Annotated in this window: 21 protein-coding genes; 15 read left to right on the plus strand and 6 right to left on the minus strand. The window is 67.0% G+C overall.

What is annotated here, in order from left to right; translation table 11 throughout:
- Positions 1-269 precede the first annotated feature (269 nt).
- From AC5P5X_RS00155 to AC5P5X_RS00170, 4 genes are all read left to right on the plus strand, one after another.
- Complete coding sequence (locus AC5P5X_RS00155; protein ID WP_043034060.1) at positions 270-2600, plus strand: winged helix-turn-helix domain-containing protein; 2331 nt, start codon at positions 270-272, stop codon at positions 2598-2600.
- Between the two features lie 114 nt (positions 2601-2714).
- On the plus strand, positions 2715-3614 hold the full coding sequence (locus AC5P5X_RS00160) for a helix-turn-helix transcriptional regulator (RefSeq protein ID WP_005414398.1): 900 nt from the start codon (positions 2715-2717) through the stop codon (positions 3612-3614).
- A gap of 49 nt (positions 3615-3663) precedes the next feature.
- Positions 3664-6627 carry a TonB-dependent receptor plug domain-containing protein gene (locus tag AC5P5X_RS00165; RefSeq protein WP_005410938.1) on the plus strand — a complete coding sequence of 988 codons (2964 nt, stop codon included), beginning with the start codon at positions 3664-3666 and terminating at the stop codon, positions 6625-6627.
- A gap of 179 nt (positions 6628-6806) precedes the next feature.
- Positions 6807-7013: a hypothetical protein gene (locus AC5P5X_RS00170; RefSeq protein ID WP_005410937.1), complete on the plus strand. Its 207-nt coding sequence runs from the start codon at positions 6807-6809 to the stop codon at positions 7011-7013.
- Between the two features lie 57 nt (positions 7014-7070).
- On the opposite strand, the gene AC5P5X_RS00175 is transcribed toward AC5P5X_RS00170, so the two are convergent.
- The gene (locus AC5P5X_RS00175; protein ID WP_005410936.1) at positions 7071-8192 is read right to left on the minus strand and encodes an HDOD domain-containing protein; all 1122 of its coding nucleotides are present in this window, start codon (positions 8190-8192) and stop codon (positions 7071-7073) included.
- Between the two features lie 152 nt (positions 8193-8344).
- A complete protein-coding gene (gene ppa / locus AC5P5X_RS00180) occupies positions 8345-8881 on the minus strand; it encodes an inorganic diphosphatase (protein ID WP_005410935.1) in 537 nt (178 codons plus the stop codon).
- Between the two features lie 184 nt (positions 8882-9065).
- Here ppa and AC5P5X_RS00185 point away from each other — a divergent pair, with 184 nt between their 5' ends.
- The 4 genes from AC5P5X_RS00185 to AC5P5X_RS00200 all read left to right on the plus strand — a co-directional run bounded on the left by AC5P5X_RS00185 (position 9066) and on the right by AC5P5X_RS00200 (position 14272).
- Entirely contained in the window at positions 9066-9539 is a 474-nt protein-coding gene (locus AC5P5X_RS00185) for a hypothetical protein (RefSeq protein ID WP_005410934.1), read from the plus strand.
- Positions 9540-9611: 72 nt separating this feature from the next.
- Positions 9612-10112 carry an RNA polymerase sigma factor gene (locus tag AC5P5X_RS00190; RefSeq protein WP_005410933.1) on the plus strand — a complete coding sequence of 167 codons (501 nt, stop codon included), beginning with the start codon at positions 9612-9614 and terminating at the stop codon, positions 10110-10112.
- Positions 10113-10216: 104 nt separating this feature from the next.
- Complete coding sequence (locus AC5P5X_RS00195) at positions 10217-11152, plus strand: FecR family protein (protein ID WP_111189407.1); 936 nt, start codon at positions 10217-10219, stop codon at positions 11150-11152.
- Between the two features lie 201 nt (positions 11153-11353).
- On the plus strand, positions 11354-14272 hold the full coding sequence (locus AC5P5X_RS00200; RefSeq protein ID WP_111189406.1) for a TonB-dependent receptor: 2919 nt from the start codon (positions 11354-11356) through the stop codon (positions 14270-14272).
- Between the two features lie 150 nt (positions 14273-14422).
- Here AC5P5X_RS00200 and AC5P5X_RS00205 read toward each other — a convergent pair whose 3' ends face one another.
- The gene (locus tag AC5P5X_RS00205; protein WP_005410930.1) at positions 14423-14680 is read right to left on the minus strand and encodes a DUF2789 domain-containing protein; all 258 of its coding nucleotides are present in this window, start codon (positions 14678-14680) and stop codon (positions 14423-14425) included.
- 107 nt (positions 14681-14787) lie between these two features.
- On the opposite strand from AC5P5X_RS00205, the gene AC5P5X_RS00210 reads away from it, so the two are divergent.
- The 5 genes from AC5P5X_RS00210 to AC5P5X_RS00230 are packed head-to-tail and all read left to right on the plus strand — an operon-like array spanning position 14788 to position 17740.
- Positions 14788-15375: a biliverdin-producing heme oxygenase gene (locus tag AC5P5X_RS00210; RefSeq protein ID WP_043034066.1), complete on the plus strand. Its 588-nt coding sequence runs from the start codon at positions 14788-14790 to the stop codon at positions 15373-15375.
- A gap of 31 nt (positions 15376-15406) precedes the next feature.
- The gene (locus tag AC5P5X_RS00215; protein WP_005410928.1) at positions 15407-15874 is read left to right on the plus strand and encodes a YbaN family protein; all 468 of its coding nucleotides are present in this window, start codon (positions 15407-15409) and stop codon (positions 15872-15874) included.
- Positions 15861-16589, plus strand: coding sequence for a tonB-system energizer ExbB (gene exbB, locus AC5P5X_RS00220; RefSeq protein ID WP_044571442.1), 729 nt, complete (start codon positions 15861-15863; stop codon positions 16587-16589). The genes AC5P5X_RS00215 and exbB overlap by 14 nt, the downstream gene beginning before the upstream one ends.
- A 9-nt stretch (positions 16590-16598) precedes the next feature.
- A complete protein-coding gene (gene exbD, locus AC5P5X_RS00225) occupies positions 16599-17024 on the plus strand; it encodes a TonB system transport protein ExbD (protein WP_005410926.1) in 426 nt (141 codons plus the stop codon).
- The gene (locus AC5P5X_RS00230) at positions 17021-17740 is read left to right on the plus strand and encodes an energy transducer TonB (protein WP_005410925.1); all 720 of its coding nucleotides are present in this window, start codon (positions 17021-17023) and stop codon (positions 17738-17740) included. Before exbD ends, AC5P5X_RS00230 begins: the two co-directional genes overlap by 4 nt.
- Positions 17741-17817: 77 nt before the next feature.
- Here the strand turns inward: AC5P5X_RS00230 and AC5P5X_RS00235 are convergent, their stop codons facing one another.
- The gene (locus AC5P5X_RS00235) at positions 17818-19845 is read right to left on the minus strand and encodes a sodium-translocating pyrophosphatase (protein WP_495215873.1); all 2028 of its coding nucleotides are present in this window, start codon (positions 19843-19845) and stop codon (positions 17818-17820) included.
- A gap of 354 nt (positions 19846-20199) precedes the next feature.
- On the opposite strand from AC5P5X_RS00235, the gene AC5P5X_RS00240 reads away from it, so the two are divergent.
- Positions 20200-20703 carry a hypothetical protein gene (locus AC5P5X_RS00240; protein ID WP_005410923.1) on the plus strand — a complete coding sequence of 168 codons (504 nt, stop codon included), beginning with the start codon at positions 20200-20202 and terminating at the stop codon, positions 20701-20703.
- 72 nt (positions 20704-20775) lie between these two features.
- Here the strand turns inward: AC5P5X_RS00240 and AC5P5X_RS00245 are convergent, their stop codons facing one another.
- Positions 20776-21165, minus strand: coding sequence for a DUF488 domain-containing protein (locus tag AC5P5X_RS00245; RefSeq protein ID WP_065184001.1), 390 nt, complete (start codon positions 21163-21165; stop codon positions 20776-20778).
- Positions 21166-21283: 118 nt separating this feature from the next.
- Entirely contained in the window at positions 21284-22540 is a 1257-nt protein-coding gene (locus AC5P5X_RS00250; protein ID WP_005410921.1) for a 6-phosphofructokinase, read from the minus strand.
- Positions 22541-22676: 136 nt separating this feature from the next.
- Here AC5P5X_RS00250 and AC5P5X_RS00255 point away from each other — a divergent pair, with 136 nt between their 5' ends.
- Positions 22677-23240, plus strand: a complete 564-nt coding sequence (locus AC5P5X_RS00255; RefSeq protein ID WP_005410920.1) for an adenylate kinase — start codon at positions 22677-22679, stop codon at positions 23238-23240.
- Positions 23241-23283: the final 43 nt, after the last annotated feature.

A 23283-nucleotide genomic window follows, 5' to 3' on the forward strand; every position in this document is an offset into this window, starting at 1 on the left:
AAATGAACGCCAGATAAAAATTTCGCGCCCAAAAGGGCGCGAATGGTGATGCAGATTATGTGAATGCGTCGGCGAGAGAGAGCCTGAGTGTCGACCCCGTCATAGGCGGGGTAACCGGCTTAGGCTAATATCCGGGGGCGTTAGTGTTTTTGCGGTATGCGCCGATGCTTTGTGCGGAATCTGGCTTTTCGATGGCCCTGTCCAGGGACGGTGGGGACGGTATTGCTGGTGAGCCCTGCCCAGGTCCCGTCCCTACTGTATAGCGGAAAATGAACAGCAGCGAACTCACGCCCATTGACGCCGACCGCGTGCAGGTCGGCGACTGTGTCATTACCTTGTCCTCGCGTGAGGTCGAGGTTGAAGGCGCGCGCCGTCCGCGGCGGCTGACGCCGAAAGCGCTGGGCGTACTTCGCGTGTTGATGCGGCAGCCTGGGCGCGTGGTCACCCGTGAAGAGCTGTTTGCCGAGGTCTGGCCCGATACGTTGCCGACCAATGACGTGCTGACCCAGGCCGTCACCCAGCTGCGCAAGGCGTTCGCCAACGACGACGACAATGGCCAGGCCTACATCGAGACCATCGCCAAGAGCGGCTATCGGCTGCTGGTACCGGTGCAGGCGCTGGACGACTTCGAGCCGGCGGCGGAAGTGGACGCGCTGGCCGTTGCGGATGTGATGCCGTCGCCGGACGGTGCCGGCACGATTCCGGCGCTGGCCGTGCCGGCAGCGCCTTCACGCCGGCGCGGCTGGCGCCAGCTGCGCCGCCAGCTGTTGTGGGTGCTGGGTGTGATGATGCTGGCCGCGCTGCTGGTCATGGCCACATTGTTGCTGCGGCGCGGGCCGGATCCGAGTTCACCGGTGGATGCAGCGGTCGAGAACGGCGTGCGGGTGATCGGCAGCCCGCAGCGTCCCTATCGCCTGATCACCGCCACCAGTGGTTTTGAAACCTATCCCACACTTTCGCCGGACGGCTCCCAGGTTGCCTACGAAGGCGCCAACGAGGATGGCGCCGGAGGTGGTGTGATCAAGGTGCAGACCTCGGGCAATGCGCCGGCCCGGCAGCTGGCGCTGCCGCCCAAGGGGGCCAGTGACCGTTTCCCGAGCTGGTCACCGGACGGGCGCGAGATCGCTTTTGCCCGCTTTGGAGCCGACGGCGGTTGCCAGGTGCTGATCGCCAGCGCCACTGGCGGCGGCGTGCGCCAGGCGACCCGTTGCGATGGAACCGAGCTGCTCAGCTTCGACTGGACACCGGATGGCCGCGGCCTGGTCTTTGGCAGCATGGTGGGCCGCTATGCCCATCGCGGCATCCGTGTGCTCGACCTGGCCAGCGGCCAGTGGCGGGCGTTGGACTACGCGGTCGATCAGGATGATTTTGACTACGCGCCACGCTACTCGCCCGACGGCAAGTGGCTGGTGTTCGTGCGCAATCCACAGATGGGCGACCTGTGGCGGATGCCGGCCGGAGGCGGTGAGCTGGAGCAGTTGACCAACGAATCCGCCGAACAGCGTGGCTGGGCCTGGCTGGGCGATGGGCGCAGCATCGTGTTCGGCCGGCGCGTGGACAGCGAGGTGCGGTTGTACTACCTGGACGTGGAGCGCCGCACCTTGCGTGATGCCGGCCTCGACGACGCACAATGGCCTGCGGTGTCGCGCCACGGCGACGTGCTGGCCTTCGTTCACCGCCGTGCCCAGTTCGGTGTGTTCAAGGTGCCGATGGCCGGCGGCAGCGCCGAGCGGCTGTTCGCGTCCAGTGGGCGCGACGGGCAGCCGATGGCGGCGCCCGACGGTCGCCAGCTGGTCTTCACCTCCGATCGTTCCGGCAGTTTCGCGCTGTGGTGGGCGGACATGCAGCGGCCCGACTCACTGCGGCCGATCGAGGGCCTGCGTCCGGAGGGGCGGCAGGCGCCGGACTGGTCGGCCGACAGCCGCCAGCTGCTGGTGGTCGGGCGTGACGAGCATGGGCGTACCGTTGTCTACGAGATCGCCCCGCGCGACGAGCACCTGCAACCGCTGCCGGTTCCGGTGGATCAGCCGCTGCAGGCCCTGTACGGGGCAACCCCGGAGCAGCTGCTGGTAGTCGAGCGCGATGCAGAGCAACGCACCCGGTTGAGCCTGTTCGATCGCAGCGTGACCCCCTGGCGCCGCCTGGCCAGTATCGACGGCGTCTCCCAGGCGCGTTTCGATCGGGGCGATGGCCGCGTGCTGTTCACACGCCTGGCATCCGGCGGCTTGTGGTCGGTGGATGCGGCACTGTCCCCGGCCAGCGTGCAGCAGGTCAGTGAAGACCGGCCCAGCCGATGGCGCTATCGCACCTGGACGGTGGCGGGCACCGGTGGCATCGGCTATCTCGGCAACTCGACCGAATGCGGTACGACCTTGATCCATATCCAGGCCGGCACCGAAGCCCCCGAGCGCTGCCTGGACCGGCAGCGGCTCAGCGCGGGCAACGGCATCAGTGCCAGCGCCGATGGCCGGGATCTGTACGTCGCCCTGGCGGTCAGCGATGGTGCCGACATCGGCGTCATGCAGCTGCCCCGGTCGACGCCGGCACTGTTCCCGGCCTTTCTCAAGTCATTGATCCTGAAGAAAAATATCTCTTCGTGATTTTTTCGTGGAGTTCTCGCCGCGAATTCGTGGCGATCTCGGCGGATTTTCCTGACGGGCTGACGCCTGATTAGGCAAAACGGAAGCCTGTATCAGGCAAACCCGTGGTGCCCCATGCGTCAACTCTCGCTGGCCGATCGTGGCCAAACCGTCTCCCTCGACAAGGCGCTGGACGATCTCGCGCCGACCTGCATGGGCGTGGCCCGGCTCGGCAGCCTGCAGACCGCAGGGTCAAGCTTCACTGTCTGGCTGCAGGTGCGGGGCAGTTCCTGGGTGGAAGCCAAGGAAGGGCGTTTCCGCCTGCGCCATGGCGAGTGGATTGCCTTCGAGAAGGAGTCGCGCCCGTTGGTGCAGGCCGGCCGTAACGGACTGTGCGTGGGCCTCAGCCTGACTGCGGAGGCGATGCGGGTGCTGTCCGAGATGGCCGACTGCGGCCTGTATGCCGGTCGTGGTCGCATGAGCCGCGGCGACGCCCGCGTTGCCCTGCGCCTGTGGCGCGATGCGCTCGACAGCGGCCTGCCAGCGCAGGCGCTGCGCCCGCTGTTGTTGCATCTGGCCGGCCTGCAGCGTGACCTGGCCGACAACGTACAGCGCTGCCCCGGTCGCTCACGCAGCCGCAAGCGCCAGGTGTTCGGCCGCATGCAGCGCGCCCGTCTCTATCTGGAGGGCAACAGCCACCGCGTGGTGCGGATCGGTGAACTGGCCGAGCTGACCAACTTCTCCAGCTGGTATCTCTCCAAGACCTTCCAGAGCCTGTATGAAGAGAGCCCCCAGTCGCTTTCGGCACGGTTGCGCCTGGAGCGGGCCGCCGATCTGCTGCGCGACACCGACATGATGGTGGGCGAGGTCGCCGCGGCCAGCGGATTCGACAACTGCTGCAGCTTCGCGCGGGCCTTCCGCGCCCGTTACGGGCAGTCTGCTTCCCGGTTCAGGGAAAACGGCGGCTTGCTCCCGCCACACTCTGCAAAGTCTACGGTTGGGTCGCGCAAATACAGCATCGCAACGCAATCGTAACGTGCTGGAGCGTTTTAACACGCTACTAACACGTACCTTGGAGAGATTGATGAACGTTCGCACCCCTGCCGTGCGGCTGGGCCTGCTGCCCGCCGGCATCGCGCTGGCGCTGGCACCGGCATTTGCTTCCGCACAGGAAGCCAGTGCCCCGACCACCCTTGATCGCCTGGAAGTCACCGGCTCCCGCATCCGCTCGGTGGATGTGGAAACCTCCCAGCCGGTCCTCACCGTAAGCCATGAGGACATCCAGCGTTCGGGCCTGGTCAGCGTCGGCGACCTGCTGCAGAACCTGTCCGTGGCGGGCACCCAGACCTTCAGCAAGGCGGCCGTGCTGGCGTCCAACCCGGAACAGGGCGGCCAGTACGTCAGCCTGTACAACCTGGGTGAGCAGCGCACGCTGGTGCTGGTCAACGGCAAGCGCTGGAGCACCAGCCTGGCCGGCTTCACCGACATGTCGACCATCCCGACCTCGCTGATCGAGCGTATTGAAGTCCTGAAGGACGGCGCCTCGGCGATCTACGGTTCCGACGCCATCTCCGGCGTGGTCAACATCATCCTGCGCAAGAACTTCGACGGCGCCGAGGCCAGTGCCTACTATGGCCAGAACAGCCACGGCGACGGTTCCAAGACCCAGTACAGCCTGACCCTGGGTGCCAGCGGCGAGCGCTCCTCGATCGTGTTCGGCGCGAACTACATCAAGGAAGATCCGGTGTGGGCCAAGGATCGTGGCCTGACCAAGTACTCCTATGGCCAGGGCCACAAGGAAGACGGTCTGAGCCCGGCTGGCCCGTGGGGTCGTTTCACCGATCCGCGTGCCGAAGGCACCGCCGGTGCTGGCGAATACAACAAGGCTGGCAAGTGGGTCCCGAACACCTGGGTGGTCAACCACACCGGTTCCTGGGACACCCCGGTCGGCGTTGGCCAGCCGTCGAACAACTTCAACAACTACCACCTGATTGGTCTGGACGACTACTACAACGCCTCGCAGCAGATGATGCTGAACCAGGGCGCTGAGTCGAAGACCATGTTCACCTCGGCCAGCTACGACATCAACGACAACCTGCGTCTGAAGTCGACGGCGATGTACTCCGAGCGCGATTCCAAGCGCCAGATCGCCGGCTACCCGCTGACCGGCACCTCGCAGCCGCAGTTCCCGGTGGCGATCAGCAAGGACAGCATCTACAACCCGCTGGGCAACTGGGCCAACCCGGGCGCCGGCGTTGACATCGGTGGCTGGGGCCGTCGTATCTTCGAACTGCCGCGCATCACCCAGAACAACGTCAAGTCGCTGCACTTCGACGCGGCCCTGGAAGGCAACTTCGACTTCAACAACCGTCCGTTCGACTGGGATGTGGGCATCAACTACAACCAGTTCGACGTGACCCAGACCAGCTCGGGCAACATCAACCTGCTGGCCCTGAAGAACGCCCTCGGCCCGTCGTTCATCAACGCCAACGGCGTCGCCCAGTGCGGCACCGCTGCCAACCCGATCGCGCTGGGCACCAGCCCGGGCAGCTGCGTCCCGTTCGACCTGCTGGGCGGCGCCAGCGCCGCGACCCCGGATGCGCTGAAGTACATCAACACCCTGCTGAACTCGACCGGCCAGAGCAAGAGCAAGCAGTACTTCGCCAACATCACCGGTTCGCTGTTCGACATGCCGGGCGATGCGGGCGAGTTCGCCTTCGCTGCCGGTTACGAGCATCGCGAAGTGTCGGGCTACGATCACCCGGACGCACTGTCCTCCTCGGGTTACACCACCGAGCTGGCCGCGCAGCCGACCGAAGGCAAGTACAAGACCAACGAGTTCTACCTGGAACTGATGGTGCCGCTGCTGCGTGACCTGCCGGGTGCCAAGGAGCTGTCGCTGGATATCGCCAGCCGCTACTCGGACTACGACAAGTTCGGCAACACGGTCAACAGCAAGTTCAGCGTGACCTGGAAGCCGATCGACGACCTGCTGGTGCGTGCGACCTACGGCGAGGGCTTCCGTGCCCCGACCCTGGACGACACGTTCGGTGGTGGTTCGCAGACCTTCGACAAGTTCACCGATCCGTGTGATGCCGTGTTCGGCCAGCGCAGCAACCCGGCCGTTGCAGCCCGTTGCGGTGCTGAAGGCCTGGCGTCCGACTTCCGTCAGACCGACGCTGCCGGTCGTCCGATCAGTGCCCGTGACACCCAGGGTAACAACCCGTTCAACTCGGGTGTGGGCAACGACAAGCTGCAGCCGGAAACCAGCAAGACCCGCACCGCGGGCCTGGTCTGGAGCCCGAGCTTCGTCAGCGGCCTGAACGTCTCGCTGGACTGGTACAAGATCACTGTCGACAACGTGATCACCGCGCTGTCGGCGAACTACGTGCTGAACCAGTGCTACCAGAACGGTGTGCAGGCCTTCTGTGACCAGTACAGCCGTGGCGACGTCGCCAACGGCCAGCAGGTCACCGGCCTGAGCCGCGGCAACGCGAACCTGGGCTCGCTGGAAACCGAAGGCTACAACTTCGGCGTCCGCTACCGCATGCCGGAATACAGCTTCGGTACCCTGTCGTTCAACCTGGACACCAACTACCTGACCAGCTTCCGTCAGCAGGCCACCAAGGGTGCTGCATGGGATGACTACGCAGGCTACTGGAACTACCCGCGTGTCCGCGGCACCCTGGCCAGCACCTGGACCAAGGGCGACCTGTCGGCCACCTGGACCATGCGTTACTACGGCGGCTTCCGCGACTTCTGCTACGACCAGGAAAATGGCCTGGAGTGCAACCAGCCGGATTACTACACCGAGAACGGTGGCTGGAGCGGTGGCCTGGGTGCCAACAAGAAGGGCGCGATCGTCTATCACGACATCTCGGCCACCTGGCAGGCCCCGTGGAACGGCAGCGTGACCGTCGGTGCCCGCAACGTGTTCGGCAAGACCCCGCCGATCACCTACGCGGTGACCAACGCCAGTGCCGTGCAGCTGGACCCGATGCTGGATTACGACCGCTTCCTGTTCATCCAGTACAACCAGCGCTTCTGATCCATCGAAGCCTGAAGGCAAGACGAGGAGGGCGGGCCGCAAGGCCCGCCCTCTTTGCGTTTGGCAGAGCCGGGTCGGGAAATTCTGAATCGGGCGCTTCAGCGACAAAAGTCACGCTTGTCGCAACTGGACCGCTGGTAGGTTCGCAGAGGTCCATTCCGGACCAAGGAGAGCGCGAAATGAACAACGCGATGCCACGTATGTTTGCTGCTGCAGTTCTCGCCGTCCTGAGCCTGGCCGGCAGTGTGTCGGCCGGTCCGCTGGTGTGTGCCAATGGCCGTTATTGCGCGGAGGTGCGCAGCAACTGCATCAAGGCCGGTGAGGATGCGGCGTACTGCCAGTTCCTGTTCGAGCGCTGCGTGTACGACCACTGCGCGCAGCCCTGATGCAACGAAGGCGCGTCCCTGCGGACGCGCCTTCATCGTGTGGATTGCCGGTGGAGCTCAGGCTTCGCTCGGCGTAAGCCCCATCAGGCTGTTGGCATGTTCGCGCCACTGCGGCAGCTTGTTGAGCACGCCCGCGCGCTGCAGATAGTCCTCATCCACCGGGTCGCCGTTGACCAGCGCCAGGGCCACGTGCACCGCACCGGTCACCCAGAAGCTGCGGGTGTTGGCGCGCTGCGGCTGCAGGTGGAATGCCACCGCTTCGATGATCGGCATCGGCAGGCCCCACAGCCCCAGCAGGTAGGCACCGGCTTCGGCATGGCCCGGGCGGGTATCACCGGCCAGCGACGGCTCGGTGCGCTCGTTGCGTACGCCGGGCAGCAGCAGGCCGATGTCGGCCAGCAGTGCCGCGGTTGCGCCCAGTTCGGCACTGGACTCGGGCAGCAGGCGTGCGGCCAGGCGCGAGGCGAGCAGGGCGCGCTGCTGCAGCGAGTTGCGTTCGGCAGTCGACAGCGTCGGCGCCGAGAACACTTCACTGGCCAGCACCAGGTCACGCAGCGTGGCCAGGCCCAGCCGGGTGACTGCAGTACGCAGGTCGGCAATGGTGCGGCCCTGGCTGAAGAACGCCGAGTTCGACAACTGCAGCACCTTGGCGGCGATGGCCGGATCGGCGGCCACCAGCTTGGCCACGTCGGCGCTGTCGGCGTCGTCATCATGCTCCAGCGCCTGGGTCAGGCTCAGGTACAGGTGCGGCGGCGACGGCAGTTTCTCGATGCGGCCGATGGCATCGCGCAGGCGCGGGCTGTCCAGCACTTCGCGCAGCTCTTCCAGGCTGGTCAGCGCTTCCAGCAGTACTTCCGGTGCCAGTGGCAACGGCAGGAAACGGTGAGCGACACCGATCAGGCGTGCCGGCGGCGGCCGGTTGCCATGCTGTGCGTCCACCAGCGCGATGCGGATGGTTTCCGGACGCAGGGTCCTGATCTGGCCGAGCAGCGTGGTGGCATTGAGGTCCGGCAGCTGCGGGCAGACAATCACCGCGTCCACGCCCTGGGTGGCAACCGCGGTCATCGCGGTCTGGCCATCGGTGGCGGTCAGCGGCTGCCAGTCTTCCCCAAGATCGGCAATGAATTCGGTCAGCTCAGCCGGCAGGCTGGCTGCATCCCCAACAAGCAGAATACGCACGACACATTCCCCTGGCTGTCTCGACGATGGATGTCGATGACGTGTGAAGTGACGCAATTTACCTAATACGGCAGCAAGAGTGATGTGCCGTCATCATGAAACGTGACCCGCATCGCTCCGGCAGGGTACCGCCGGAGCGATCCGGTTCAGGCTCAGGCCTTGCTGTCGAGGTGGCGCTGGTGCGCCTCGATCAGGATCTGCTTGGCCTCAGCGGCGCCGCCCCAACCGTCCAGCTTGACCCACTTGCCCTTCTCCAGGTCCTTGTAGTGCTCGAAGAAGTGGCCGATGCGCTCCAGCCAGTGGCTCGAGACCTGGGCGATGTCTTCAACGTGGGCGTAGCCACTGAAGATCTTCGAGACCGGCACGGCCAGGATCTTCTCGTCGCTGCCCGCCTCATCGCTCATCTTCAGCACGCCGACCGGACGGCAGCGCACGACCGAGCCCGGCACCAGCGGCAGCGGCAGCACCACCAGCACGTCGGCCGGATCGCCGTCGCCGCACAGGGTGCTCGGCACGTAGCCGTAGTTGCAGGGGTAACGCATCGGGGTGGACAGGATGCGGTCGACAAAGATCGCGCCGGTTTCCTTGTCCACTTCGTACTTCACCGGCTCCGAGTCCTTCGGGATCTCGATGATGACGTTGATTTCTTCCGGCGGGTTCTTGCCGGGCGAGACGAGTTCCAGACCCATGGTCGTGCTCCAGGTGGGGGATATAGACGGATAGCCCCCCATTTTATGCCTTTGCCGGGCGCTGTGCAGAGGGAGGGGCTGACCGCTGCGTGGGGCAGGGACCCACGCGGCAGGCCGGGGTTGGCTGATAGGGCCGGCCGGTGCGGGGGCGCAGGCTGGATCGACCTTGCCAAGGAGTCCGCCGATGAAAGTGTCTGCCCTGCCGTTCGCCCTGTTCTGCATGCTGCTGGTTGCGCCGTTGGCCCAGGCCTCTCCTTACGTCGACCTGATCGACTACCCGCGGCAGGAAGCCAACTGGGACCGCTTCTTTGCCCTGGAGGGACGTCTGCAGTACGGGTTCGACGCGATCTGCGGCGATACCTTCTGCGAAGGCGAGTACAGCGATATCCGCGCCCTGCGCCTGCGCTGCTCGGTGGACGCGGTACGCGGCACGGTGCATGAGTGCCTGTGGGCATTTGCCGCCAGTGACCTGGCTGTGTCGCGGCATGACGGTGCGATCGTCGCCCGGCAACCGACCTGGCTGTGCCGCCTGCCGCTGGTGCCTGGCACACCGGTGGAGGCCTTCCATGCCGCGCTCGCCGCCCGCAATCCACTGCATGACCCGTTGCCGGGGACCTCGCAGAGCGTCTATGACGGGCTGACCGGGTGCATCCATTGATGCGAACGTGACTGATTCTCATTAACCGAGTAGCATGCGCGGCGCCTTCCGTCTGTCGTCCCGGTTCCGCGCATGTCCTCCAATGCCGCCTCCCTCACCGAACTGCTGATCCGCGAGCGGCCTGCGCTGCTGCGCCGGGTGCAGCGCATCCTGGGGGGCGACAACGGCGCAGAGGACGTGATCCAGGCGGTGTGGTTCAAGGCGCGTGGCGTCGATGACAGCCAGGCCATCGACAATCCGCGGGCCTATCTGTACCGGCTCGCCGCCAACCTGGCCACCGACCACGGCCGCGAATCGACCCGGCGCAACCGCCTGCTGGCCGACCACTACCTGTGGGGAGCGGACGAGGTCATCTCGACCGAGGAACAGGCCATGGCCCAGGACGAGCTGCAGCGTGTGCTGGATGCGGCCGGACACCTGCCGGAGCCGACCCGCACCATCTTCCGGCTCAACCGCCTTCAGGGGCTGACACAGGCCGAGATCGCCCGCCGCCTCGGGGTGTCGGTGACCACCGTCGAGAACCATGTGCGCACCGCGTTGCAACGCCTGGCCTGGGCGCGCAGCGGCCGATGATCGCCCCGGCTTGGGGCTGGCCCTCGCTGAAACGTCTTGATCACTGGACCGTGGATGCGGTCTAGTTCCCCCGCCCGCGCTTGAATGCGCCTGTCCGCCAGCCGATGAGCCCGCCGAACACGCTGCCCGCCGCCAATGACGATGCCCTGGCCGAACAGGCCCGGGGCTGGATTGCGTGGCTGGCCTCGGGTGACATCGGCGAGGGGCGCATGCACGAGTTCGAGCGCTGGCTGGCAGAGCCGGGGCACCGCCGGGCCTTCGAGCACGAGCGAGCGCTGTGGCGCAGTGTCGGGCCACGCCCGCAGGCCCGGTCCGCCGAACACCGCCGCCCGCATCGAATGCGCTGGGCGATGGCCGCTGCAGCTGTGCTGGCGATGCTGGTGGCATGGCCGGAGGCCTGGTTGCGGCTGCAGGCCGACCATCGCAGCTCGCACGTCGTGCAGAACGTAACGCTGCCCGATGGCAGCCGCGCAGTGCTGGATGCGGACAGCGCGATCGCCGTGCGCTTCGATGCGCACGCACGCGAGGTCGAGCTGCTGCGCGGGCGCGTCTGGTTCGAGGTCAGCCCGGATGCGCAGCGGCGTTTCAGCGTGCGTGCCGGCAATGGCGTGGTTGAGGACATCTCGACCGCGTTCACCGTCGCGCGTGGCGATGACCGGGTGGAAACCCAGGTCGGGCAGGGCAGGGTGCGTGTGGCCAGCCCGGCCGACGGTGGCTGGACCTACCTGCAGGTGGGCCAGCGCGCCGTCTATGGCGAGCGCAGCGGCGTGACGCGCCTGCAGGATGTGGCGGCCGACAGCGTGGGTGCATGGCGCCAGGGCGAGCTGCTGCTGGAGCAGGCCAGCGTCGCCGACGCCGTGCAATGGGTGGGGCGCTATCGTGCCGGCCCGACGTTCGTGCGGGGTGATCTGTCGCGATTGCCGGCGATCAGTGCGGCGCTGCGCATCGATCGCCCGGAGCAGGCGCTGGATGCGTTGGCGGCGACGGCAGGTCTGCAGGTCACCCGCCTGCCGCTCGGCGTCGCCATCATCCAACAGTAGATCCACGCCATGCGTGGATGATGTTCCCGATGTGCCGGCCAACGGTCGGCACCCTCTGCGGCCGCAAATCGCCCTTGGGGTTGCCGCGCGCCCAACCGTCTTACCCCGCGAACGTACCCGCCGCCGCCACGTACGTCGCCGTGTCCGCCTGTGTTGCGGATGACGCCGCGCCTGCGGCACCGATTACCTGACAGGTTCCCCATGTTCGACTCCCACTGTCCGGGCCGCGCGCCGCGCCCGTCCCGCCTGTGCATTGCATTGCTGGCTGCCGGCCTGGCCAGTGCCACGCCATCCGTGCTGGCACAGAACGCCCGTGGCGATCACGCCGCCGTACAGCGCTTCGACATTCCGGCGCAGCCCCTGGACGAGGCGCTGCGCAGCTACATGCGCCAGTCCGGCGTGCAGGTCGTGTATCCGGCCATCCTGGCCCACGGGGTGAGCTCGCGTGCGGTCAATGGCAGCCTGCCGGCCAACGAGGCGCTGCAGCAGCTGCTGCAGGGCAGTGGCCTGGCGGTGCGCCGGGTCAGCGCAGATGCAGTCACGCTGGAAGCGGCAACGCCGGCGCAGGCCGACAGCGGCGTGATCGTCACCGACACGCTCAGCGTGGCCGGCGACCGCGTCGACAGTGGCGCGACCAGCGACGAGGCGCGCCTGCTCAACAGCTATCGCAGCGTCGGTTCCACCACCACGCTCAACCGCACGCACCTGGAGCGTTTCCGCGGTACGTCCAACGGCGACATCGTCAAGGGCGTGGCCGGCGTCACTGCCGGTGACCCACGCGTCGGCAATGGCTTCGACGTCAACATCCGCGGCATCCAGGGCCAAGGCCGCGTGCCGGTGATCATCGACGGTGGCCAGTCCAGCATGGATACCTACCGTGGCTATGCCGGCCAATCGCAGCGTACCTACCTCGACCCGGACCTGATCTCCAGCCTGACCATCACCAAGGGCCCGAGCCTGCAGGCCAACGCCTCTGGCGGCATCGGCGGCGTGGTCGAGATGGAGACGCTGAAGATCGGCGACGTGCTGCGCGAAGAGCGCGACTTCGGCGTGCGCGTGCGTGGCGGCCTGGCCAACAACAGCGCCAACAACCTGCCTTCCTACAGTGCCGCGCCGCGCAACGATCGCAGCGCCACCGGCAGTCAGTTCTTCAACGTGGCCGCTGCGGGACACTGGGATCGCTTCGATCTGGTCGCCGCCTACGCCTACCGCGACAATGGCAACTACTTCTCCGGCAAGCACGGCTACGATGATTTCCCACAGACCCGGCGCACGCTGGCACCGCTGAATCCGCCGCGTACCGAGGTCTTCAATACCTCGGCGCGCTCGAAGTCGGCGCTGCTCAAGGGCACCTGGCGTATCGACGATGCACAGACCCTGGAAGCGGGCTACCGCCGCTACGAAGGCACCGCCGGCGAGATCATGGCCTCGCAGATCATCCGCGTCGATCGCGACCGCATTCCGCAATGGGATCCGGGCCACGTCGACATGGACAGCTACACCCTGCGCTATCGCTTCAACCCGGACAGCGAGCTGGTCGACCTGCGCGTCAATGCCGCGTACACCGACACCGACAGCGTGATGTACAACAGCCTGACCGGCATCACCCCGTGGTATTTCGATCGTCGTACCGAGTGGTACGACGCGCCCAGCTTCAGTGGCGACCCCGGCTACAAGGATGCCTACCGCAATCCGCTGCGACAGAAGCGCTTCGGACTGGATGCCAGCAACACCTCGAAGTTCGACACACGTGCTGGCGCGTTCACCCTCGACTACGGCCTGTCCTACAGTGACGAAGACATCGCACCGGGCAGCTCGGGGCCGGTCATGCACGACGATCTGGTCAACAACCGTTTCCTGCGCAACGCCGAGCGCAAGGAATACAGCGCCGTGGCCTCGCTGAAGTGGCAGCCCGATGAGCATTGGGAACTGCTGGCCGGCGGCCGCTGGAACCGCGTGGATGTGCATGACCGCAACCGCCTGGCCACGCCCGATGCCTATGAAGTGCAGGGCCAGTACCGCTACACCGAACTGCTCAATGGCAACCCGGCGCTGCCGTCGTGGCGGGCCAAGCGCATCGCGCTGCTGAACTGGTATCCGGATGCCAACGGCAACTTCACCCGGGAATCGCTGCTGGCCTCACCGTACAAGAAGGGCACGGTGGGCGACATCGGTGGCTGGAACTTCTACGACGCCGGCAAGGCGCAGGACCTGGAAGTGCCGGTCAGCTGGACCTGGTCGCAGCCGATCCGCCGTCGTGACACCGCGTTCTCGCCGACCGCCAGCGTGGCCTACCGCTTCAGCGAAGACACCATGGTCTACGTGAAGTACGCCGAAGGCACCAAGCTGCCGAGCCTGTTCGAGACCACGCTGGGCCTGTTCACCGCTGCCAAGCCGGTGGGCGAGTTGAAGCCGGAGCGTGCGCGTAGTTGGGAAATCGGTGCCAGCACCCTCCGCTATGACCTGTTCACTGCCGGCGATCGCCTGGCGCTGAAGCTGGCGTACTTCGATACCCGCATTGACGACCTGATCACCCGTGACTACCGCACGCTGTCGGCGGGCCTGATCCGCAACGTCGACCAGTTCAGGGTCTCCGGCATGGAGTTCCAGTCCAGCTATGACAGCGGCAAGGTGTTTGCCGATCTGTCCGCGCACTACTACTTCAAGGCCAAGACCTGCGCGCCGGATATCGCCGCCGAGCGCCGTGCCTATGGGGCGCAGCGCAGGAACGGCGAGCTGGCCAACACGCCCGACTGCGTGGACGGCGGCTTCGTGGGCTCGTACACCAATACCCAGAACCCACCGCGCTACATGGTCAACCTGACCCTGGGCTCGCGCCTGTTCGACGAGCGCCTGACCTTCGGCACCCGCGTGGTCCACAACGCCGGCCCGATCAGCAAGCTGGACAAGGACTGGAACGTGGGCCTGTCGGCGATCCAGCAGCTGTACCGGCCAACCACGCTGGTGGACCTGTTCGCCAGCTGGAGCTTCAACGACCAGCTGTCGGTGGAAGCCGGCGTGGACAACCTGACCGACCGCTACTACCTGGATCCGCTGGCCCTGGGCGTGATGCCGGCCCCGGGCCGCACCGCGCGGCTGGCGTTGACCTGGAAGTACTGATCGGTCGCGGATGAGTGGTGGGGTCGGATCCCTTTCCTGCGGAAAGGGCTCTGACCCCAGCGAGCCCCAACCGCCCTCGGTGGGTGCGGACCTTGGTCCGCACCGCTTCTGCCGTGCAATCGACAGCGCCGGGCCATGCCCGGCGTCTATTTACAGCCCGCTCGAAGCCTTCACCGCATCTTCGTGCAGCGACTCGTTCAGCTCATCCACCACCGTAGTCCAGGCCGCATCGGCCTGCAGTGATTCGGACAGGAACTGGCGCTGGGCATCGTTCCAGTACGGTGCTTCGACCACTTCGACATCGGTGGCCAGCTGGTGTTCGCGGATGAAGCGGGCGATGCCCTCTGCGCTGGCATCCAGGCCCAGCTGCAGGAACAGGTTGGTCATGCGCGGTTCGGTGGTGATCATCGTCGGTTCCGGATGGACAAGGGGATGGCCCATTATCGGTGTAGACGGCCTTGGGGAAAGCCCCGTGGCAGACGTCTACAGCACGACGACCCCCTTGGCATTCCCCCATGAACGCACACATCGCCCCTGAAGAAAGCCGCAGCCTGCGGCTCAAGGCCGCCACCCGCGACAGCCACGGTGCCCTGGACAAGCGCATCATGGCCGGCGACATCTTCGCCGACCGCAGCAATTTCGCCCGTTTCCTGCGCGTGCAGTATCGCTTCCACCGCAGCATCGATGCGCTGTATGCCAACCCTGCGCTGGACGCACTGCTGCCGGATCTGGGCGAGCGCCGCCGCCTGACCCAGGTCGCGCGCGACCTGCAGGACCTGGAGCAGACCCTGCCGGGGGCTGACATCGCGGCGTTGCCGTCCGATCTGGAACTGCCCGCCGCGTTGGGGTGGCTGTACGTGGCTGAAGGCTCCAACCTGGGCGGCACCATTCTGTACAAGATGGCTGCCAAGCTCGGCCTGGACCGTGATTTTGGCGCCCGCCACCTGGCCGCGCATCCGGATGGCGCGGCGCGCCACTGGCGTGAGTTCACCGCTGCGCTGGACGCGGTACCGCTGAGTGTCGAGCAGGAGCAGGAGGTGATCGATGCGGCCGACGCCGCGTTCCGCAGCGTGCACGGCCACGTCGAAGTGGAATTCGCCTGATGCACGGCGCGCGCCCACAGGTGCAGCGCTGATGCGCTGGCTCTGGTTCGCGCTGGGCTGGCTGATGGTCGGGCTCGGGGTGATCGGCGCGTTGCTGCCGGTGATGCCGACCACCATCTTCCTGATCCTGGCCGTGGGCTGCTTCGCGCGCAGCTCGCCGAAGTTCGAGCAGCGCCTGCTGGCGCATCCGCGCTACGGCCCGTCGCTGCGGTTGTGGCGCGAGCAGGGCGCGGTATCGCGCAAGGGCAAGGCGTTTGCCAGTGCCGGCATGGCGCTGGGCTTTGCCCTGTTCTGCTGGGGCGCGCACCCGTCCTGGCGCCTGCTGTTGGGCGTGGGCCTGTTCTTCGCGGTCAGCGCCGGCTACGTGCTGAGCCGACCGGCACCGCGGCTGGAGCCCCATCCGGTCGTGGAAGTGGACGACGCCAATGATCCGCGCGCGGCCCGTCGTCGCGCAGCGACCCCTGATGCTGATGGAAACCGAGACGATGCTGCCTGCTGACCTGGCCCCCGTGGCCGCCCCCGCATTGACCCCATGGGGCATGTACCTGGCCGCCGACGTGGTGGTGAAGGCCGTGATGATCGCGCTGGCACTGGCGTCGCTGGCCACCTGGACCGTGCTGCTGGCCAAGGGCTGGGAGCTGGCCCGCCAGGCCCGGCAGCTGCGCGCGGCGCGCGCGCTGTTGCTGCAGTCCGCACAGCTGCCGCCGCAGAGCGAAGAGGCAAGTCTGCAGCAGGGCATCGCGCTGGCGATGCTGGACGCCGCCCGCACCGAACTGCGTCTGTCGCAGGATCTGGATAGTCGCGACGGCATCAAGGAGCGCATCGCCTCGCGCCTGGACCGCATCGAGCTGGAGACCGCGCGCGTGCAGCGGCGCGGCATCGGTGTGCTCGCCAGCATCGGCGCGGTGGCGCCCTTCGTCGGCCTGTTCGGCACGGTGTGGGGCATCATGAACAGTTTCATCGGCATCGCACACAGCAACACCACCAACCTGGCGGTGGTTGCGCCCGGCATCGCCGAGGCCCTGCTGGCGACCGCACTCGGCCTGGTCGCGGCGATTCCCGCGGTACTGGTCTACAACCATTTCAGCCGCGTGCTGGCCGGCCTGCGGGGCCTGCTCGGCGATCTGTCGGCGGCCGTGCAGCAGCTGGTCTCGCGCGATCTTGATCGTGCCGTGCCGAGTACCGCAGCGGCACCGCTGCGCGCGGTGCACTGAGGCGCGACGATGGCGATCAGGACCGCGTCCGACCGCGACGACGCACCGGAAGAAGCACACGAGATCAACGTCACGCCCTTCATCGACGTGATGCTGGTGCTGCTGATCATCTTCATGGTAGCCGCACCGCTGGCCACCGTATCAGTGCCGGTGCAGCTGCCGGCCAGCAGCGCCAGTGCCACGCCGCCCGAACAGGCGCCTGTGTATGTGACCGTGCAGGCCGATCTGTCGCTGCGCGTGGGCGAGCAGGCGGTGGCGCGTGACGGACTGGCCGCTGCATTGCAGGCGGCCACCCACGGCGACACCGCGCAGCGCATCTTCCTGCGTGCCGATACCCGCGTGCCTTACGGTGAACTGATGGCGACGCTGGACGCGCTGCGTGGCGCAGGCTACTTGAAGGTGGCACTGGTTGGACTGGAGCAGGGCGCGCGATGAGTGGACTGCGGCGCTGGGCGACCAGCCTGGCGATCGTGCTGCTGGTGCACGCGCTGCTGATCGGCGCGGCCTGCTGGTGGGCGACGCGCGCACCGGTACTGGCTGCGACGGCGCCGCCCGCCGCGCTGCTGCTGGAACTGGCACCGATGGCGCAGGCACCGCCGGTGCCGCCGCGCGAGGTCGCCACCGGTCCACTGCAGCAGCAACAGCAGCGGCAGGCGCCGAAGCCGGCCCTGCGCGAGCAACCGGAGGCGCCGGTGCAGCCGCAGGGTGACCTGCCACCGCCGCGTACACCAGAGCCGACGCCCTCGCCGGATGTCGCCGACGCCAATGTCGCGCAGACCAGCGCACCGCCACAGGTGGCCGCTGACGCCGCCGCGCGCTACACCGCACCGCAGACCACGGCGGGTGAGCGCAGTCGCGCCGAGGCAAGCTGGGAAGGTCGCTTGCTGGGGCACCTGCAGAAGCATCGCCGCTATCCGCGCCAGGCCGAGCGGCTGCGCCAGCAGGGCGTGGTCTACGTGCGCTTTGCCGTGGCCCGCGATGGCGCGGTCTCGGGGTTGAAGCTGGGCCGCAGCAGTGGCTTCGCGCTGCTTGACCAGGAGACGCTGGACACCGTGCAGCGCGCCAGCCCGGTACCGGCGCCGCCGGCCGAAGTGGCCGGCGACCCGGTGGACGTGATGGTGCCGGTGTCGTTTTTCCTGCGCGGGCGGTGATTGACGGTGGGGTCGGATCCCTTTCCTGGGAAAGGGCTCTGACCCCATCGAGGCCGTCATCCACGCATGGCGTGGATCTACAGCAACGGCACCAGCAGCAGCGCGACGATGTTGATGATCTTGATCAGCGGATTGATCGCCGGGCCGGCCGTGTCCTTGTACGGGTCACCGACGGTATCGCCGGTCACCGCAGCCTTGTGCGCCTCGCTGCCCTTGCCGCCGAAGTGGCCATCTTCGATGTACTTCTTGGCGTTGTCCCAGGCGCCACCGCCGGTGGTCATCGAAATGGCCACGAACAGGCCGGTCACGATCGTGCCGATCAGCAGGCCACCCAGTGCGCGTGGCCCCAGCAGCAGGCCGACCACCACCGGCACCGCCACCGGCAGCAGCGAGGGCACGATCATTTCGCGGATCGCCGAGCGGGTCAGCATGTCCACCGCCTTGTCGTACTGCGGCTTGCCGGTGCCCTGCATGATGCCGGGGATCTCGCGGAACTGGCGACGTACTTCCTCCACCACCGCACCCGCCGCGCGGCCGACCGCTTCCATCGCCATCGCACCGAACAGGTAGGGAATCAGGCCGCCGATCAGCAGGCCGATGATCACCGTGTGGTCGCTGAGGTCGAAGCGGAATTCCTGCCCGGGATGTGCAGCCTGCAGGTTGTGCGTGTAGTCCGCGAACAGCACCAATGCGGCCAGTGCGGCCGAACCGATCGCATAGCCCTTGGTCACCGCCTTGGTGGTGTTGCCCACCGCATCCAGTGGATCGGTGATGTCGCGGATCTCCGAGGGCAGCTCGGCCATCTCGGCAATCCCACCGGCGTTGTCGGTGATCGGCCCGTAGGCATCAAGAGCGACGATCATGCCGGCCATCGACAGCATCGCGGTGGCGGCGATGGCGATGCCGTACAGCCCACCCAGCGCGAACGCGCCCCAGATCGCCGCACACACGGCCACCACCGGCAGCGCGGTGGACTTCATCGAGATGCCGAGGCCGGCGATGATGTTGGTGCCGTGGCCGGTGGTCGAGGCCTGCGCCACGTGCTGCACCGGCTTGTACTGGGTGCCGGTGTAGTACTCGGTGATCCACACGATCAGCCCGGTCAGGACCAGGCCGATCAACGCGCAGCCGTACAGGGCCATCGGCCCGTGCACGTTGTCACCCATCAGGCCGGCAGTGATCGGGTAGAAGGCGATGGCGGCCAGCACGCCGGAGACGATCACGCCCTTGTACAGCGCGCCCATGATCGAGCCGCCAGGCTTCACTTTGACGAACAGCGCGCCGATGATCGAGGCGATGATCGATACGCCGCCCAGCACCAGCGGATACAGCACCGCATTGGTTCCGGCTTCGGCCAGCATCAGGCTGCCCAGCAGCATCGTTGCGATGACGGTCACCGCGTAGGTTTCGAACAGATCGGCGGCCATGCCGGCGCAGTCGCCCACGTTGTCACCCACGTTGTCCGCGATCACCGCCGGGTTGCGCGGGTCGTCCTCGGGAATGCCGGCTTCCACCTTGCCGACCAGATCGGCGCCGACGTCGGCGCCCTTGGTGAAGATGCCACCGCCCAGCCGCGCGAAGATCGAGATCAGCGACGAGCCGAAGGCCAGGCCGACCAGCGCATGCAGCGCCTGTTCCATCGGCAGGCCCATGCGCAGCAGCAGCGCGTAGTAGCCGGCCACGCCCAGCAGGCCGAGGCCGACCACCAGCATGCCGGTGATGGCACCGCCGCGGAAGGCGACGTCCATTGCGGCGCTGATGCCGTGGCGTGCAGCTTCGGCAGTGCGCACGTTGGCGCGTACCGACACGTTCATGCCGATATAGCCGGCCGCGCCGGACAGTATCGCGCCGACCGCGAAGCCGATCGCGGTGTACCAGCTGAGGAACACACCGACCAGCACGAACAGCACCACACCGGCCACGCCAATGGTCAGGTACTGGCGGTTGAGATAGGCACGCGCACCTTCCTGGATCGCCGTGGCGATCGCGATCATGCGTTCATTGCCGGTGGGTTGGCGCAGGATCCAGCGCGCCGAGACGATTCCGAACAGGATCGCGAGAATGGCGCAGCCCAGCGCCAATGACAGCCCGTGACGTTCCAGCATTAGACCCCTCCGCAGAATGGATGTAGGCATCCAGTGGCGATGAACGGCACCACGAGGGGGACGACGGGCTGCAGCCTGGAACCAACCCGTACCGACCTTGGCGGTCGTCCGACGTATGGCGGTGTTCAGCATTCCCTGGTGCCCGCAGTATGCGTGCCGCCACTTGTAGAGTCGAGCCGTACTCGACTGGCTTCTACTAGCCGCGCCTCCTGAACCTGTGGGTGCCCTCAGGATGGAAGGCATCGCCATGCGCGCGGGCCCTGTCGCCGGGCCAGGGGCACGAGAGTCACAGGCCTTTGCACCCCGTTAAGCCAAGCTCTGCAAGCCTGCGCTCAGTCCTGTAGGAGATCTCCCATGCGCCTGTCCCTGTTGATGCTTGCCGCCCTGGTCCCGGCTGTACCAGCACTCGCCGCGGAAACCCCGGAGCTACAGCGCGCCGTGGGCGCTCCGCAGGCGGTAGGCGCGGTGCATACGCTGCGGCAGATCCCCGAGGCCTGTGCGCGCCTGGAAGGCGCCTTCACCGGGCAGGCGGCCGAGCCGTACCGCTTCTCTGCGGTGCGTACCAGTGAGCAGTGCCAGCCGCGCGCGCGCTTCGTCGACTACGCCAAGGCGCAGCCAAGTGCCGACAAGGGCTGGAAGCTCAATGATGTGATCCGCGTGCCCAGCGCAGCATGCCCGGCACAGCAGGCGGTGGTGCGCGTGTGGCGCCTGCCGTCGACCAACAAGGTCGAGCTGGACGGTCAGGGCCAGTCGCGCATCTATCTGGAGGAAGCGAAGAAGCAGGCCGCTGCCGGCCAGATTCCGCAGGTGACGATGTTCGCCGCGCAGCTGCAGATGGAAGGCAAGGCCTGCAACTGAAATTGCCTGGGCGGTGTACCCAAGCGGTCATCCACGGGTAGTGCCGGCCGCTGGCCGGCAACCCTGCAATCATCACTCGGCCAGCGTCGCCCCGCGCGCCGCCAGCAGCTCGCGCAAAGCCTTGCGATGGCAGTGCGCCTCATCCTCGCAGTAGCACCCCACGCTGATGTCGCTGTGCTGCGACAGTGCGGCAAGCAGGTCCAGTGCATGGGCGGCATCGGGCGCTTTCATCTCGGCCTTGTAGTGGCGGAAGAACGCGGTCCAGTCGGCGGCCGTCTTCGCCTCATGCGCCCGCTTCACCAGTTCCGCGCTGGGTGACAGGGTCGGGAACCAGACGTCGTACCAGTCCTGTCGGGCGAACTCGCTGCGCGGAACGCCGCGCGGCGGCCGCCGCACGGTGCCGATGCGCAGGCCCTCGCCAGGCACGCGCGGCGTACCGAGTCGAACAACACGCAATGCCATGGTGTTCCTCCATTAAAAGGGGACGGAGGGGATTAAGTCGTATCCGACCCACTGCTGACGCTGTTGGAGATGACAGAGGGGCGTATGCGGCTTAATCCCCTCCGTCCCCTTTTTCGGGTCAGCCCTCGAACGGCGGCAGCTTCTGCTTCACCGCCACGTTCTTCAGGGTGACGTATTTCGGCAGGCCGTCGGCGCCATACGGCAGCGGCGCTTCGCCCTTGATCAGCGGCGACAGGTAGGCCCGCGCCCTGGCGGTGATGCCGAAGCCGTCGCGGCGGATGAAGCCGGCGGGCATCTTCTTTTCATGGTTGGCGATCTTCGACAGTGGCGCCGCTTCGATCTTCCAGCGGTAGGGCGCATCGCTGCTGCGCACGATCACCGGCATCACGCCGTTCTGGCCCTTCAGCGCCAGCTGCACGGCGGCCTTGCCGACCGCCTGCGCCTGCTCCCAGTCGGTCCTGCTGGCCAGGTGCCGGGCCGAGCGCTGCAGGTAGTCGGGCAGCGCCCAGTGCACCTTCAGGCCCAGCTGGTCCTTGACCCGGCCGGCCAGGTGCGCGGCCACGCCGCCCAGCTGCGAGTGGCCGAACGAGTCCTTGCCGCCGCCAGCGTCAGCGACGAAGCGGCCATCGGCGGTGGCGATGCCCTCCGACGCCACCACCACGCAGTAGCCGACGCGCTCGACCACCGCTTTCACCTTGGCCAGGAACGCCGCCTCGTCATAGGCGCGTTCGGGCAGCAGGATGATGTGCGGCGCTTCGTCATCGCCGTTGCCGGCAAGGCCCGCGGCCGCGGCCAGCCAGCCGGCGTGGCGGCCCATCGCCTCGTAGATGAAGACGCGGGTGGAGGTCTCGGCCATCGCCGCCACGTCCAGCGCTGCCTCGCGTACCGACACCGCGGTGTACTTGGCCGCCGAGCCGAAGCCGGGGCAGGTGTCGGTCACTGCCAGGTCGTTGTCGATGGTCTTGGGCACGCCGATGCAGGTCAGGTCGTAGCCGGAGGCCTTGGCCAGCTGCGAGACCTTCAGCGCGGTATCGGCCGAGTCGTTGCCGCCGTTGTAGAGGAACCAGCGCACGTCGTGCGCGCGCAGCACCTCCAGCAGGCGGTCGTAGCGGGCGCGGTCGGCGTCCAGCGATTTCAGCTTGACCCGGCAGGAGCCGAACGCGCCGCCCGGGGTATGGGCGAGGGCGCGGATGGCCGCAGCGCTCTCCTTGCTGGTGTCGATCAGTTCCTCGCGCAGCGCGCCGAGGATGCCGTTGCGCGCGGCCAGGACCTTGATGCCCTTGGCCCGGGCCTGCTCGATCACCGCCGCCGCCGTGGCGTTGATGACCGCGGTGACACCACCGGATTGGGCGTAGAGGAGAGTACCGTTGCGCATGCGTCTACCTGCTCGGGGGAAAGGACATTGCAGGGACATTACCCGGATGCGGTAAAGTGGCGCTATTGCGGTGCAGCGATACCGGTCCGTCCGGGACGCGAACCTTCTTTGTTTTCAACACGTTGGAGTCAGGTCAATGCGATTGGTTCTGTTGGGACCGCCCGGTTCGGGCAAGGGGACACAGGCGACGCGCCTGAAGGAAAAGCTGGGGATCGCCCACATTTCGACCGGTGACATGCTGCGCGCGGAAATCGCCGCGGGCACGGAGCTGGGCAAGCAGGCCAAGACGGTGATGGATGCCGGCAACCTGGTGTCGGACGACATCCTGCTGGGCATGCTGGAGTCGCGCCTGACCCAGCCCGATGTCGCCAAGGGCTTCATTCTTGATGGCTACCCGCGCAATGTGGCCCAGGCCAATGCGATGGACGGCCTGCTGGCCAAGATCGGCCAGCCGCTGGATGCCGTGGTGCAGCTGGACGTGGCCACCGAGCTGCTGGTCGAGCGCATCGCCGGTCGTGCCAAGGAACAGGGCCGCGCCGACGACACGCCGGAAGCGGTGCGCCAGCGCCTGCAGGTCTACAACGACCAGACCGCCCCGGTGGTCGACTTCTACGCCGGCCGTGGCACCCTGGCCCGCGTCGATGGCGTCGGTGAGCTGGACGAGATCGAAGCCCGCATCCTGGCGGCGATCAAGGCCTGATCCGGCGGGGCCGGTCTGTTGCCGGCCCTTCGGGCGCAAAAAA

The organism is Stenotrophomonas sp. YJH_SMC_91 (assembly GCF_059368495.1).

Coding starts and splice junctions, on each gene's coding strand:
- exbB (WP_044571442.1), top strand. CDS start 15,861: ATGCTGCCTGCTGACCTGGCCCCCGTGGCCGCCCCCGCATTGACCCCA.
- AC5P5X_RS00255 (WP_005410920.1), top strand. CDS start 22,677: ATGCGATTGGTTCTGTTGGGACCGCCCGGTTCGGGCAAGGGGACACAG.
- AC5P5X_RS00160 (WP_005414398.1), top strand. CDS start 2,715: ATGCGTCAACTCTCGCTGGCCGATCGTGGCCAAACCGTCTCCCTCGAC.
- ppa (WP_005410935.1), bottom strand. CDS start 8,881: ATGGGTCTGGAACTCGTCTCGCCCGGCAAGAACCCGCCGGAAGAAATC.
- AC5P5X_RS00235 (WP_495215873.1), bottom strand. CDS start 19,845: ATGCTGGAACGTCACGGGCTGTCATTGGCGCTGGGCTGCGCCATTCTC.
- AC5P5X_RS00245 (WP_065184001.1), bottom strand. CDS start 21,165: ATGGCATTGCGTGTTGTTCGACTCGGTACGCCGCGCGTGCCTGGCGAG.
- exbD (WP_005410926.1), top strand. CDS start 16,599: ATGGCGATCAGGACCGCGTCCGACCGCGACGACGCACCGGAAGAAGCA.
- AC5P5X_RS00185 (WP_005410934.1), top strand. CDS start 9,066: ATGAAAGTGTCTGCCCTGCCGTTCGCCCTGTTCTGCATGCTGCTGGTT.
- AC5P5X_RS00195 (WP_111189407.1), top strand. CDS start 10,217: ATGAGCCCGCCGAACACGCTGCCCGCCGCCAATGACGATGCCCTGGCC.
- AC5P5X_RS00230 (WP_005410925.1), top strand. CDS start 17,021: ATGAGTGGACTGCGGCGCTGGGCGACCAGCCTGGCGATCGTGCTGCTG.
- AC5P5X_RS00170 (WP_005410937.1), top strand. CDS start 6,807: ATGAACAACGCGATGCCACGTATGTTTGCTGCTGCAGTTCTCGCCGTC.
- AC5P5X_RS00200 (WP_111189406.1), top strand. CDS start 11,354: ATGTTCGACTCCCACTGTCCGGGCCGCGCGCCGCGCCCGTCCCGCCTG.
- AC5P5X_RS00215 (WP_005410928.1), top strand. CDS start 15,407: ATGCGCTGGCTCTGGTTCGCGCTGGGCTGGCTGATGGTCGGGCTCGGG.
- AC5P5X_RS00210 (WP_043034066.1), top strand. CDS start 14,788: ATGAACGCACACATCGCCCCTGAAGAAAGCCGCAGCCTGCGGCTCAAG.
- AC5P5X_RS00155 (WP_043034060.1), top strand. CDS start 270: ATGAACAGCAGCGAACTCACGCCCATTGACGCCGACCGCGTGCAGGTC.
- AC5P5X_RS00190 (WP_005410933.1), top strand. CDS start 9,612: ATGTCCTCCAATGCCGCCTCCCTCACCGAACTGCTGATCCGCGAGCGG.
- AC5P5X_RS00240 (WP_005410923.1), top strand. CDS start 20,200: ATGCGCCTGTCCCTGTTGATGCTTGCCGCCCTGGTCCCGGCTGTACCA.
- AC5P5X_RS00250 (WP_005410921.1), bottom strand. CDS start 22,540: ATGCGCAACGGTACTCTCCTCTACGCCCAATCCGGTGGTGTCACCGCG.
- AC5P5X_RS00205 (WP_005410930.1), bottom strand. CDS start 14,680: ATGATCACCACCGAACCGCGCATGACCAACCTGTTCCTGCAGCTGGGC.
- AC5P5X_RS00165 (WP_005410938.1), top strand. CDS start 3,664: ATGAACGTTCGCACCCCTGCCGTGCGGCTGGGCCTGCTGCCCGCCGGC.